We start from the raw sequence: 13,323 nt of genomic DNA, 5'->3' as shown, positions 1-13,323 counted from the left end.
ACCAGCATGGCCAGTGCGCGGTGTCGATGCCTGGATGGCGCGTTCAGCCATCGGCTGTGTGCGTTGGGTCGTGCTCCATGCGCAGGTGTTGCAGCCGCTGGCGGGCGGTCGCGAAATCAAGGGATTTGATCGACTCGGCGATGGGGGCGTAGTCGAATCGCCGGGGAGTGTCGGCGAGCGCGTGCATGATCTCGCGGCTCAGATGCCGTGCGCGGCTATTTTGGGTCGCCAGCAGTGCGTCGAGTTCGTCCAGCCGTTCCAGGAGCTGAAATGCATCGCGGGGTGGGGGCAGGGCACGTCTGAGTTCGACGGGCGCGTCAGCCCATGTCTCAGGCGCCGCGATCCCGTCCGTCAGCGACCCTGTGCCCAGCGTATCGAGTGTAGACAGAGGACGTGTGACGGATGTCGCGACGTCCGGCGATGGGTGCGTCCCGTCGTCGCTCTGGTCGGTGTCGGGCGCGAGCGGTTTCAGACGTGCCGTGAACCAGAAGGTGCTGCCCTGACCGGCGACGCTCTCCACCCCGATCTCGCCGCCCATCAGCTCGGTCAGACGCTTGCAGATGCTCAGTCCCAGTCCGGTGCCGCCGTACTGGCGCGTGGTCGAGGCATCGGCCTGATGGAAGACGCCGAAGAGCCGCTCCAGTTGAGCCGGTGTCAGGCCGATGCCGGTATCCCGAACCGAGATCTTGATGAGTACGGACGTTTCGGTCTGCTCCTGACACGTGACACCAACCCACACGCCGCCAGTGTGGGTGAACTTGAGCGCGTTACCGACCAGATTGTTGAGCACCTGCAACAGTCGCAGCGGATCACCCTGCAACCGCTCGGGCACCTCGGGCGCCAGTTCGAACTCCAGGCTCAGTGGTTTCTTCTCGGCCTGGATCTCGAACAGGGCGTGCGTGGTATCGAGCACCTCCTGGAGCCGGAGTGGAATCGACTCCAGGCGCATCCGTCCGGCCTCGATCTTGGAATAGTCCAGGATGTCGTTCAGCACCCCGAGCAGAGCGGTCCCGGCGAGATGGATACGCTCCAGATAGTCGCGTTGCTGTGGCAGGAGCGTCGAGTCGAGCAACAAACTCGAGAGTCCGATCACGGCATGCATGGGGGTGCGGATCTCATGGCTCATATTGGCCAGGAATTCGCCCTTGGCCCGGTTGGCCGATTCGGCGGCGGCGCGCGCCTGTTCGAGCTCGTGCTGGTGACGCTTGCGCTCGGTGACGTCGCGCCCGTTGAGCACCAGACCGCCGACGGCCGGATTGTGGCTCAGGTTGGTGGCCAGGATCTCGATGTCGCGCCAGGTGCCGTCGGCGTGACGCATGGGCCATTCCGTGACCAGTGTGATGTCCGGGGCGGCGAGAACACGCGCGATGAAGCGGCTGGCACGCACCCGATCCTCCGGCTGGAGATAGTCGAGAAGCGAGACCCGCATCAGATCGCGCGGGGTGTGACCAAGCACCCGTTGAATGGAGTCGCTCGCGAAGCGCGCCCGCAGATCCGTGCCCGTCAGAATGATGAGATCCGAGGAGTGACGCGCGAGCGCGGCGAAACGGATCTCACTGGCCTGAACGGCGTGCTCGGTCTTCAGGCGCGCCAGCTCGCCGGCCGCGACCGCCTGGCGCAGCATGGCCAGGACGACCAGGATCGCCGCCACCAGGATCAGGATGCCGAGTTCCTTGCCGTCCCGGCTGAGGGTGTGGCCCGGCATCCAGTGGAACACGGTTGGAATGATGAGGGCGTAGACGGCGCCGATCGCCAGATAGGGCAGGATCGCCAGCCCCCATTCGGGACGCCCGGTGGTGAGGGCATATCCCGTCATGGCCGGGACGGAACCCGAGCGGTGATCGCGATATTCCAGATGAGCCGCCACCATGATCATGACCGTGGCGAGGTGGTAGAAGACATCGGTGAGCTGGCCGACACGATAGTCATGGCTGGCGGCTTCCTGGGCGAAGCGCAGGTCGGCCAGCAGAAAGAGGAGCAAGCCCGACATCAGCCACACTATTGGCGCGGTCGAGCGCTTGCGCCTGGGCCGCAACAGCCAGACCGCCATGCCGACCAGCAGCACCGTGTCGCCGACCGGATAGGCCAGGGCCAGCGCCAGGATTTGCAGATCGTCGGCGGCCGTGATGGCGTGCAGAGGGAAATACCAGACCAGGGTGGCCACGCCGATCGCGATCACGCTCAAATCGAGCCAGAAGAGCAGACGCTCACCGCGCTGCTCCAGTGGACGCGTGAAACTCAGGATCCCGGCGAGCACCAGCGGAAAAAAGGCCAGATAGCCCAGATCCGCCGGCGAGGGAAAGGGCTCGATGCCGAGCAGCGTCTCATGGACGAACCAGGTGATCTCGCCACTCAGATAGGCCAGCTCGCCCAGGGCGATCAGCCTCCAGCCGCGGCGTGTGACCGGCTCGACCCAGGGAGCACTCGCCGTGCGCCACAGCAGCATCAGGAGCGACAGGTGGAACAGGATGAAGGTCAGATTGGCGATCAGTCCGATCCGGTGTTCACCACCCCAGCGAAAATGCAGCCAGAATGGAAAGACGAGCACGAGCGTCAGGTTCAGTCCCAGCAGCCAGAGTCCTGGATCACCGAACGGAGTACCCGTGCCGGCCGACCCGGACTCGGTGTTCAGCGACGGTTCAGGCATGGCGCGATCGTTCGGGCATGGTCGGATCGGTCTCGAATCTCGACGCCTCCCTGGCGTGTCTTTTGGATAGAATGCCGTATTCTACTCCCTGGCCGCCTCGACCGCCGTCGATTCGCGATACGGTCATGCCTGTCGCGGGAGAAGGGAAATCAGAGCGTCCTGGGCGCATCCCAACCCGAGCCGTCGAACATCAATTGGACCGTTGCTGATGAAAAAGAACGCCCCGCCCAAGAGCGAGGGGACCGACTCCTCCAAGTCCGCCCCCTTCGACGGCTATGTCGTCTGCGTCGGTGCCTCGGCGGGCGGTCTCGATGCGCTGGAGAAGTTCTTCAAGGCCTGTCCGACCGACCTCGGGGCCGCCTTCGTGGTGGTACAGCATCTCTCGCCCGACCACAAGAGCATGATGAGCAATCTGCTCGCGCGTCACACCGAGATGCCGGTGACCATGGTCGAGGACGACATGGCGATGGACGCCAACCACGTCTATCTGATTCCGCCCGGCGCCATAATGCATGTGACCAGGGGGCACCTGCATCTGACGCCGAAGAATCCGCGCGGTCTGACGTTGCCGATCGACATCTTCTTCTCCTCGCTGGCCGACGTCTACGATCGGCACGCCGTCGGCATCATCCTCTCGGGCACGGGCACCGACGGCACGCGCGGCGCGGTCGCCATCAATGCCGCCGGCGGTTTCCTGATGGCGCAGGAGCCGGAATCGGCCAAGTTCGACGGCATGCCGCGCAGCGTGATCGCCACCGGGCTGGTCGATGCCATCCTGCCGGCCGAGGAGATCCCGGCGCGGCTGCTGGCCCACATCCGCAACATCCCCTACAAGGAGCCTGAGGTCGAGCCGCCGCGGCTGGTGCCGCGCGCCAACATGACCGCCGAGGAAGTGCTGGCAGCGCTGCTGCATCTGCTGCATCAGGTCGGCGGGATCGACTTCTCCGACTACAAGCCGACCACGGTCATGCGCCGCATCGACCGGCGGATGCAGGTGCGCCACACCCCGGAGCTGTATCAGTACTACGATCTGCTCGAACACGACCGCAACGAGATCGTCACGCTCAGACGCGAGATGCTGATCTCGGTCACGAGCTTCTTCCGCGATCCCGAGACCTTCAGCGTGCTGGCCGACACGGTGATCGGCCCCATGGTCGCCGATCGTCCGCCCAACGAGCCGATCCGGGTCTGGATCGCGGGCGTGGCCACGGGCGAGGAAGCCTACACCATCGGCATGCTCTTCATCGAAGCCTTCGAGCGCGAACGCCGCTGGCCGAACCTCAAGATCTTCGCCACCGACGTCGATCAATCCTGCGTCGAGACGGCCAGCGTCGGCCAGTATCCCGAGTCGGCCGCCGCCGAACTCTCGCCCGAGCGTCTGGAGCGCTTCTTCATCAAGCAGGGCGACCGTTTCGTCATCAAGAACGAACTGCGTCAGTGCATCGTCTTCGCCCGGCACAATCTGCTCGCCGATCCGCCCTTCACCAAGATGGATCTGGTGGTCTGCCGCAATACGCTCATCTATTTCAACTCGGCGGCTCAGGAACATGCCCTGCGCTCACTGCAATACGCCATCCGCGAGGGCGGGGTACTCCTGCTCGGCTCCAGCGAGTCGCTCTCATCGGTGACGGAGGGCTTGCAGACCATCAGCGCCAAGCACAAGCTGTTTCGGCGTGTCGGCGCCATTTCGCTGCCCTTCCTGGAGCGCAAGGGCGCGGCCCTGCTCACACCGCCAACCCTTGGCAAGGCGCCGCAGTTGGCCAAGACCCGCCATGGCGCCACGGAGAGCTCGATCGCCAACCTGGGCGTCACCGCACTGCTCTCGCTCTATGCCCCGCCGGCGATCGTGGTCAACCCGCAGCATGAAGCCATCCATCTGTTCGGCGACGTCAATGCCTATCTCCAGACCCGCGAGGGCGCGGCCAGTCTGGAGATCAGCCGGCTGCTGCCCGAAAAGCTCACGCCGGTGGCGGCCGCGCTGCTCTACAAGGCCACGCGCGACCGCTGTTCGATCATCTCGGATCTGATCGACGTGACGCTCAAGAGCGGCGAGCAGCGCACCATCCGGCTGTCGGCCCATCCGTTGCGCACCGACAGCGATGAGCGCCTGACGCTGCTGTGCTTCGAGGCGGCCCCGAACCAGGCGGTGGCCACCGCCGCCGAGCCGGTCGACGTCGACGCCGAGACCATGGCGCGCGTGGCGGTGCTCGAGCGCGAGCTGGGCGCCACCCGCGAGAGTCTCCAGGCGACCATCGAGGAACTGGAGACCTCCAACGAGGAGTTGCAGGCGACCAACGAGGAACTCATGGCCTCCAACGAGGAGCTGCAAAGCTCCAACGAGGAGTTGCAGTCGGTCAACGAGGAGATGAGCACCGTCAATGCGGAGTTTCAGGAAAAGATGCTGGTGCTCAACCGCGTCAACGCCGATCTCGACAGCATGGCCAGGGCTGCCGGCGTGGCCACCATCTTTCTCGACGCCGATCTGCACATCACGCGCTTCAGCCCGGACGCGACCCAGATCTTCAAGCTGCGCGAGTCCGACGCCGGACGTCCGCTGGGCGACATCTCGCATGTGTTGCGCTACCCGAGTCTGATCGAGGATCTGCGCCAGACCCTGGCCACCCAGCGCTCGGTCGAGACCGAAGTGGTGACGCTCGACGACAAGAAGACCTATCTGGTGCGCATCCTGCCGTATCTGATTCCCTCGACCACCATCAACGGTGTGGTGGCCACCTTCGTCGATGTGACCGCCTTCCACGATGCGCGCCGGCTGCAATCCATCCTCGATGCCCTGCCCGAACACGTCGCCGTGCTCGATCACAGCGGCTGCATCATCCTGGTCAATGCCGCCTGGCGGCGTTTTGCGCGCGCCAACGGCGACAAGGATCTCAAGCGCTCCGGACCTGGGGTGAACTATCTGGACATCTTCCAGCCGGGCGTAACCAAGGAGGATGGCTATGCCGAGGAGGCCTATCGCGGCCTGCGCGGTGTGCTCGAAGGTACCCTGCCGATCTTTTCGATGGAGTATCCCTGCCACGCCTCGGCCGAGGAACGCTGGTTCGTCATGAACGTGGCCCCCGTGATGAGTCAGGATATCGGCGTGGTGGTCAGTCACATCAACATCAGCGCCTGGCATCGGAGTCGCGCGGCTTGAAGCGGCGTCCGCTCGATTTCAACCAGCTGCGTGAGCGTGCCGAGCGGGCGATCGCTGAGGGGCAGGCCAGTCTGGCGCTGGACCAGGATGGCTCCAGGGTGCTGGAGCTCTCGCACCTGATCGAGGAGCTGCGGGTCTACCAAGCCGAATTGGAGATCCAGAACGATGAACTGATCCAGGCGCAGGATCACATCGCGCTCGCCATGGAACGCTATCGGCGCTTCTTCGCGTCTCTGCCCATGCCGGCCATCGTGGTCGACGCCAGCGGCTTCATCGTCGAGACCAATGAGCAGGCGTGCGAGGTACTGGGCATCAGCCGCCATGTCGCCTTGCAGCGCGGTTCGCTGTTCCAGCTCTTCGACTTCCCGAGTCGCACCCGGCTGCACAGTCTCATGCGCACAGTGCTCGATGTCGGTCCCTATCAGCTGGAGTCCATGGCCCTGAAAGCCGGCGGTGAGGGTGAGGCGTCCTTCGATGTGCATCTCATGCCGCTGAGCGAGAGCCGGTCGGATGGTCGGCAGATTCTGGTGGTCTTGGTCGATCGCAGTGCCGAGCAAGCCCTGCGCGCGCTCTCGCACGAGCTCATACAGGCCAAGCTGGCCGCCGAGCAGGCCAATGTGGCCAAGAGCGCCTTTTTGGCCAACATGGGGCATGAACTGCGCACCCCCATGAACGCGCTCATCGGGTTGTCGAACCTGTTGCTCGACGGCTCCGAGGCCATGACTCCGCACCAGCGTGACTATCTGCTCAAGATCCACGACTCGGCCGCCGCGCTTTCGAGCCTGCTCAACGACATCCTGGACTATTCCAAGGTTGAGTCCGGCTATCTGCGCCTGGAGTCCACGCCCCTGAATCTCGACAACATCCTCGACCGCACGCGCCAGCTCTACATGCCATGCGCCGAGGAGAAAGGGCTGGCGTTCTCCTGTGTGAGGGCGCCCGAAGTGCCGCCCGTACTCGCCGGCGACCCCTTGCGCATCCAGCAGGTGCTCGACCATCTGGTCGACAATGCCATCGAGTTCACCGAGCGCGGCAGTGTTCGGGTCGGGGTCGTGCTGGTCGCCGCACCCGCGCGGGTGGCCTCCAAGACGGCGGCCGGCGAGCGCCTCGTGCTGCGCTTCTCGATCGAGGACACCGGCATCGGCTTGACGCCCGAGCAGTGTCAGGCGCTCTTTGCTCCCTTTCAGCAGGCCGATATGTCGGCCAGTCGCGTCCACGGCGGTACCGGCCTGGGCCTGAGTCTCTGCCAGCGTCTGGTCGAGCTGATGAGTGGCGAGATCGGGGTCGAGAGCCGGTTGGGTGAGGGCAGTACCTTCTGGTTCACGGTGCCGCTGCGTCTGGTCGACATCGCCGACTATGCCGCAAGCCGGGCGTCTCCGGCGACGGCACCCATCGCCGCGTCCGAACGGCCGTCGGAGCGGTGCGCGACGCCCCGGCGACTGGATCTGGACGCCCTGCATCCGAAGCTCCAGACCCTGGCCTGGATGCTTGACAATCGGCAGAGTCGGGCGCGCCGGCTCAGCCGCGAGATCGAATCCTGGCTACAGGATTCCGCGCTACAGGCCGACTACGCACCGATCGCCGCCGCGATCGCCCGACTCGACTTCGAGCAGGCCCTGGCCGGGGTGCGGCGTCTGGCGCAAAAACAGAGTTGGAATCTGCCATGAAAGAACACGACCTTCCACGCCTCCTCATCGTCGACGACACGCCGACCAACATCGAGATCCTGCTCGGGATGCTGGAAGACAGCTACGACACCAGTTTTGCCACCTCCGGGCGTCAGGCGCTGGATCTGCTCGCCAAGACCGCCGTGCCGGACCTGATCCTGCTCGACGTCATGATGCCCGAGATGGATGGCTATGAGGTCTGCGCGGCGCTCAAGTCCGATCCGGCCACGCGCGAGATCCCGGTGATCTTCGTCACCGCGCGCACCGACTCCGAGAGCGAGACACGCGCCTTGACGGCCGGTGGCGTGGACTTCGTGCACAAGCCGGTCAACAGGGCGGTCCTGCGCGCGCGTGTCGCGCTGCATCTGGAGCTGGAGCGGCGCGCGCGTGAGCTGCGCGCCGCCAATGCCGAGCTGATACGTCATCGCGATCACCTGGAGGATCTGGTCCATGAGCGGGTGCGCGAACTGGCGCTGGCGCGCGACGAGGCCGAGAGTGCCAATCGCGCCAAGAGCGTCTTCCTGACCAATGTCGGACACGAGTTCCTCACGCCCCTGCATCAGATCATGGGGCTGGCCTATCTGGCCAGGCGCGACAGCCAGGACGACAATGCCAAGACACGTATCGACCATCTCGAACGCGCCTCACAGCGTCTGTTCCATATCATCAATGATCTGCTGACACTCAGTCGGGCCGAATCCGATCGGCTCGAACTCAAGTCTTCCGACTTCGATCTTCAGGCGCTGTGCGCGCGCGTCATGGGGCGCTTCGAGGCGCCCGCCCGTTCCAAGGGCATCGAGCTGGCGCAGGTGATCGAGGACGGCGTGCCGCTGTGTCTGCGAGGCGATGCAGCGCATCTCGAACAGATGCTCGACGCCTTGCTGAGCAATGCCGTCAAGTTCTCCGAACAGGGGCGGGTCCGGCTCATGGTCGCGCCGGTCGAGTCGCGCGAAAAGGCGGTGACACTGCGCTTCAGCGTCGAGGACCAGGGGATCGGTCTGTCACCCGAGGCGCGCGCCAATCTGTTCGAGCCCTTCCGCCAGGGCGATGGGTCCATGACCCGCCGATACGAGGGGGTCGGACTGGGACTGGCGCTCACCAAGCGTCTGGTCTCGCTCATGGGCGGTGAGATCGGGGTCGAGAGCACGCTCGGCGAGGGGAGTGTGTTCTGGTTCAGTCTGCGCCTGCCCATCGGCGAGGTCGTGCCGGTGGAGACGGGGCAGGGCGCGGACGCGGTCGACGAGGCCATGCTGCGCAAGGCCATCGACGATCTGGTGTGCCTGCTCGAACAGTGCGACGTGACCGCGCACAGTCTGTATTTCGATGCGCCCAGTCTCTATGAACCCGTGCTGAAGGGGCGCCAGGAGGCGTTTCGCAGAGCACTGGTCGGTTACGACTTCGAGCAGGCGCTGGCCGTGTTGCGGGGGTCAGACGGTTGATCGGTCGCTCAGTGCGAGCGACCGCCAACGGGGCGGGTGAGGTGTGCCGCCTCCCGGCTCACTTCATGCGCCGCACCGCCTGCCGCAGGTTGGACATGGGCAACTCGGCCACACCCCACCAGGCATCCGAGCGTTCCTGGAAGGCCATCATGGAATCATAGAGCCGCTTGAAGACCGGATTCTTTTCGGCTTCCTCGGCATAGACCTGATGCGCAGTCTCGTACGCCTTGAGCAGCACGTCGTCGGGGAAGCGGCGCAACTCGGCACCTCCGGCGATCAGGCGTTGCAGCGCGGGCGGATTCTTGGCGTCGTAGCGGGCGAGCATCTCCAGGTGTGCCTCATTGGCGGCGACCTCGAAGGCGGCCTGATAGCTCGGCGGCAACGCGGCCCACTGATCCTTGTTCACATAGAACACCAGATGGGTGCCGGTCTCCCACCAGCCGGGGTAGTAGTAATACTTGGCGACCTTGTGGAAGCCGAGCTTCTCGTCGTCATAGGGCACGGTCCATTCAGCCGCGTCGATGGCGCCGCGCTCCAGCGAGGGATAGATCTCACCGCCGGGCAGTGACTGGGGCACGGCACCCAGACGCGAGAAGATCTCGGCGCCGAAACCGGGAATGCGGATCTTGAGTCCCTTGAGATCCTCCAGCGACTTGATCTCACGGCGATACCAGCCGCCCATCTGGGCGCCCGTGCTGCCGCCGGGGAAGTTGAGGATGTCGTACTCGGCGAACATCTCGCGCAGCAGCCCCATGCCCTCGTCGGCCATCACCCAGGAGGTGAGCTGGCGCGTGTTCAGCCCGAAGGGCAGGGTGGTCTCGGCCGCCAGCGCCTTGTTCTTGCCGTAGTAGTAATAGGACGCGGTGTGGCCGCACTCGACCGTGTTTTGCTGCACGGCATCGAGCACGCCGAACGCGGGCACCAGCTCGCCGCCGGCGAAGACGCGGATCTCGAAGCGCCCGTCGGTCAGCTCAGCGACCCGCCTGGACAGGGTCTCGGCGCCGCCGTAGATGGTGTCCAGACTCTTTGGGAAGCTCGACGCCAGACGCCATTTGATGGTCGGCCCCTCGGCGCGCGCCGGGAGCGAGACACTGGCGCCGGCGGCGAGTGCGCCGACACCGGCGGTCTTCAGGAAATCGCGTCGTTGCATGGCTGTGTCCTCACCAGATCGTTGTCGTTGGTCAGTTGTGAGAGGGTGACTCGGAGCGTCCGGCGACATCCGAGAGTTCGCGGTCGGCACGCTGACCGATGATCCGCACCAGCGGTCCGAGCGTCAGTCCCTGGACCAGGATCGAGAAGACGACCACGACATAGGTCACACTCACCAGGATGTCGCGCGTCTCGCCATCCGGCAGCGAGAGTGCCAGCGCGATCGAGATTCCGCCGCGCAGTCCGGCCCAGGTCAGCAGGGTGACGGTACCGGGCGCGAAGTCACGCATCCGGCGCATCAGGCCGATCGGCAGACCCACGCTCAGGGCGCGTGCGACCAGCACCAGCGGAATCGCCAGCATCCCGGCCAGCAGCGGACCGCCGCTCAGTTCCAGCACCAGCACTTCGAGTCCGATCAGCACGAAGAGCACGGCGTTGAGGATCTCGTCGACCAACTCCCAGAAGTCGTCCAGGTGCTGGCGGGTCTTGTCCGACATCAGGTGCCGGCGCCCATGATTGCCGATCATCAGGCCCGCGACCACGATGGCGATCGGCGCCGACAGATGCCACTGCTCGGCCAGGGCGTAGCCGCCGGTGGCCAGGGCCAGGGTGAGCAGGATCTCGACCTGATAGTCGTCGACGCGGCTCAGCATCAGCAGCACCAGACCGCCGCTCAGGATGCCCAGCAGCGCGCCGCCGATGACCTCGTACCCCAGCATCCCGAGCGCGCCGAACAGGCTCGGTTCGCGTTCGCCGGTGGCGATCCCGATCAGGGTCAGAAACAGCACCACGGCCACGCCGTCATTGAACAGCGATTCACCCGTGATCTTGGTGTTGAGCGACTCGGGTGCGCCGGCGTTCTTGAGGATACCGAGCACCGCGATCGGATCGGTCGGCGAGATCAGGGCGCCGAACAGCAGGCAGTAGATGAAGGGCACGTCCAGCCCGAGCAGCCGGAACAGCAGCCAGCCGCCCACCCCGATCAGCAGGGTCGCGACGACGACACTCGCGCTCGCCAGTGTGGCGATCACCCCTTTGTGGCGTGCCAGATCGTGCAGATCGACATGGAGCGCGCCGGCGAAGAGCAGGAAGCCGAGCATCCCGTGCAGCACGGTGTCCTCGAAGTCGACGTCTTCGAGCAACTGCTTCAGGGCCGTCTGCCATTCGCTGTCGAGTGGAGCGATCAGCAGTCCGAGCGAGAGCAGGAGCGCAATCAGCATCAGGCCGATGGAGGTCGGCAGCCGGATGAAGCGATGGTTGATCCAACTGAAGGCCGCTGCCAGGCTCAGCAGGATGGCGAGGATGTCGAACGGGTGCATCGGCGCCTCCGGGAGCGATCGCTGGTCAGGGCTTCAGCGTTGAAGCCTCGACTCAGAGACGCGATTCAATAGCGTCCACCGCTCTTGAGCAGATAGTTGCGCATCTCGGCGCTCTCCAGGTTCATGCGCATCAGGTTGCTGTGGGTGATGCGGAACATGGCGCGCATGATCTTGAAGACCAGACGCGGGTGGGTCTCGATCAGGGCGTCGAAGTCTTCCGGCTCCAGGGTCAGGACGGTGACGGGTTCCTCGGCGCGCAGGGCGGCGCGGCGTGGTTTGCCGTCGACGAAGGCGCGGGTGCCGGCGCATTCGCCGGGGCGCATCTGGTAGACGGTCTCCTCCTTGCCGCCGACGGATTTGCAGACGCAGAGCCGACCGCGTGCCAGTACGAAGAGCGTGCGTCGATCCTGGTCCTCGTCGACCAGCGTCTCGCCGGCCTGGAGTGAGATGACGCCCATGCGCTCGGCGAGCGCCTGGCATTCGTCGGCGTCCAGTTCCCCGCCCAGTGTCGAGCCGGCGAGGGCTTGTGCTTTGTCGATGTCGGTCATGGGTGTGGCTCCTGAATCGGCGAAATGGCGTCTATCATACCGGACACGGTTCAATGGCCGATAGGCCCGATCCCGGTGGGCGATGCGGGATGGAGCGGGCCGCTGCCGGATCAGGCACGGGCCGGTCCCCGCGAACCGGCCCGTGACTCAGACCGCGATCAGCCCTTGGCCGCGCCCGCGTCGTCGTCCTTCTTCTCGGGGAAGAGGAACGAGGCCACCACACCCAGCGCCAGCACGCCGAGCACCACCATCAGACTGGCTCCGGGCGAGATGTGCAGACCTGTGTCGCCAATGGCGTGGTTCCAGGACTGCAACGCCATCTTGCCGGCGATGTAGAACAGCAGCACGATGACCGCCTTCTCCAGATGCACCAGATAGCGCGTCAGGGCCGCGAGCACGAAATACAGACTGCGCAGGCCCAGGATGGCAAAGATCATGGCCGCATAGACCAGCAGCGGTTCCTGCGTCACGGCGATGACGGCCGGCACCGAGTCGAACGAGAAGGCCAGGTCCGAGGTCTCGATCGTCGCCAGACACAGGAAGGCCGGCGTGGCATAGAGCGCGCCCATGCGCGTGACCGACTTTTGGCGCTCGGCCTCCTCGCGTCCGACGAACAACTCCTCGTGCCTGACGAAGAAGCGGTCCAGATGCAGCCGGGTGTAGATCGGCATCATCTTGCCGGTCAGACGCACGCTCCAGTGATCCGAATAATCCTCGATCGCTTCCCCATCGCCACGGCTCTTGAGCATCTGCACGCCGCTCCAGGCCACCAGGATGGCGAAGACGAAGCCGACCCAGGGACTGGCCATGAACAGACTGGTGCCGATCAGCACGAAGATGGCGCGGAACACCAGCGCGCCGATGATGCCCCAGTAGAGGATGCGGTGTTGCAGCCCCGAGCGGATGCCGAAGGAGGCGAAGATGGCCATGAAGACCATGAGATTGTCGACCGAGAGGCTCTTTTCGAGCACATAGCCGGCCAGATAGAGATCGGCCCACTCCTTGCTGAAACGTCCCCACAGATAGCCGTAGAAGCCGAGCGCGAGCACGATCCAGAACACCGACCACTTGGCGGCATCGGCGACGCTGATCTCATCGGTCTTGCGATGTGCGAAGAGATCCAGATAGATGGAGACGGCGACCACGGTGACGAAGATGGCGATGGCTTCCATCGGAAAGCCGAAATGTTCCATACAGGTAGACTCCAGGGTTGAGGTTGATTGATCGATCGAAACGAGAAACCGCCGCGAAGAGCGGCGGTCCGTGGCGCTTGTGGACCACTCGGGGAGCGGTTCGTTCAAGGGCGTCGAGCATAGGCGAGATTGCCGGTTCGCTCCAGTCCCGCCGGCGTGTCGGACACAGACATCCGTCAAACGTTCGACATGGGCGCAAGCCATAAT

General features: G+C 64.9%; 8 protein-coding genes. 3 read left to right on the top strand and 5 right to left on the bottom strand.

Annotation, left to right across the window (positions count from 1 at the left end):
• Positions 1 to 43: 43 nt before the first annotated feature.
• A complete protein-coding gene (locus ALVIN_RS16670; RefSeq protein ID WP_012971508.1) occupies positions 44 to 2,647 on the bottom strand; it encodes a hybrid sensor histidine kinase/response regulator in 2,604 nt (867 codons plus the stop codon).
• 208 nt (positions 2,648 to 2,855) lie between these two features.
• Here ALVIN_RS16670 and ALVIN_RS11550 point away from each other — a divergent pair, with 208 nt between their 5' ends.
• The 3 genes from ALVIN_RS11550 to ALVIN_RS11540 are packed head-to-tail and all read left to right on the top strand — an operon-like array spanning position 2,856 to position 8,907.
• Positions 2,856 to 5,801 (top strand): chemotaxis protein CheB, encoded by a 2,946-nt coding sequence (locus ALVIN_RS11550; protein WP_012971507.1) that lies wholly within the window; start codon positions 2,856 to 2,858, stop codon positions 5,799 to 5,801.
• Positions 5,798 to 7,468 carry an ATP-binding protein gene (locus tag ALVIN_RS11545; protein WP_012971506.1) on the top strand — a complete coding sequence of 557 codons (1,671 nt, stop codon included), beginning with the start codon at positions 5,798 to 5,800 and terminating at the stop codon, positions 7,466 to 7,468. Before ALVIN_RS11550 ends, ALVIN_RS11545 begins: the two co-directional genes overlap by 4 nt.
• Positions 7,465 to 8,907: an ATP-binding response regulator gene (locus tag ALVIN_RS11540; protein ID WP_012971505.1), complete on the top strand. Its 1,443-nt coding sequence runs from the start codon at positions 7,465 to 7,467 to the stop codon at positions 8,905 to 8,907. Before ALVIN_RS11545 ends, ALVIN_RS11540 begins: the two co-directional genes overlap by 4 nt.
• A gap of 58 nt (positions 8,908 to 8,965) precedes the next feature.
• On the opposite strand, the gene ALVIN_RS11535 is transcribed toward ALVIN_RS11540, so the two are convergent.
• The 4 genes from ALVIN_RS11535 to ALVIN_RS11520 form a co-directional block, all read right to left on the bottom strand.
• Positions 8,966 to 10,057: a TRAP transporter substrate-binding protein gene (locus ALVIN_RS11535; protein ID WP_012971504.1), complete on the bottom strand. Its 1,092-nt coding sequence runs from the start codon at positions 10,055 to 10,057 to the stop codon at positions 8,966 to 8,968.
• A gap of 31 nt (positions 10,058 to 10,088) precedes the next feature.
• Positions 10,089 to 11,375: a cation:proton antiporter gene (locus ALVIN_RS11530; RefSeq protein WP_012971503.1), complete on the bottom strand. Its 1,287-nt coding sequence runs from the start codon at positions 11,373 to 11,375 to the stop codon at positions 10,089 to 10,091.
• Positions 11,376 to 11,440: 65 nt separating this feature from the next.
• Positions 11,441 to 11,923, bottom strand: coding sequence for a Crp/Fnr family transcriptional regulator (locus ALVIN_RS11525; RefSeq protein WP_012971502.1), 483 nt, complete (start codon positions 11,921 to 11,923; stop codon positions 11,441 to 11,443).
• A 158-nt stretch (positions 11,924 to 12,081) separates the two neighbouring features.
• Positions 12,082 to 13,116 (bottom strand): TerC/Alx family metal homeostasis membrane protein, encoded by a 1,035-nt coding sequence (locus ALVIN_RS11520; RefSeq protein WP_012971501.1) that lies wholly within the window; start codon positions 13,114 to 13,116, stop codon positions 12,082 to 12,084.
• Between the last annotated feature and the right edge of the window lie 207 nt (positions 13,117 to 13,323).

The sequence above is a fragment of the Allochromatium vinosum DSM 180 genome (genome assembly GCF_000025485.1).
GTDB classification, from domain to species: domain Bacteria; phylum Pseudomonadota; class Gammaproteobacteria; order Chromatiales; family Chromatiaceae; genus Thermochromatium; species Thermochromatium vinosum.
The sequence above is the reverse complement of the archived record's forward strand: the minus strand, read 5'-3'. Positions and strand labels throughout refer to the sequence as shown.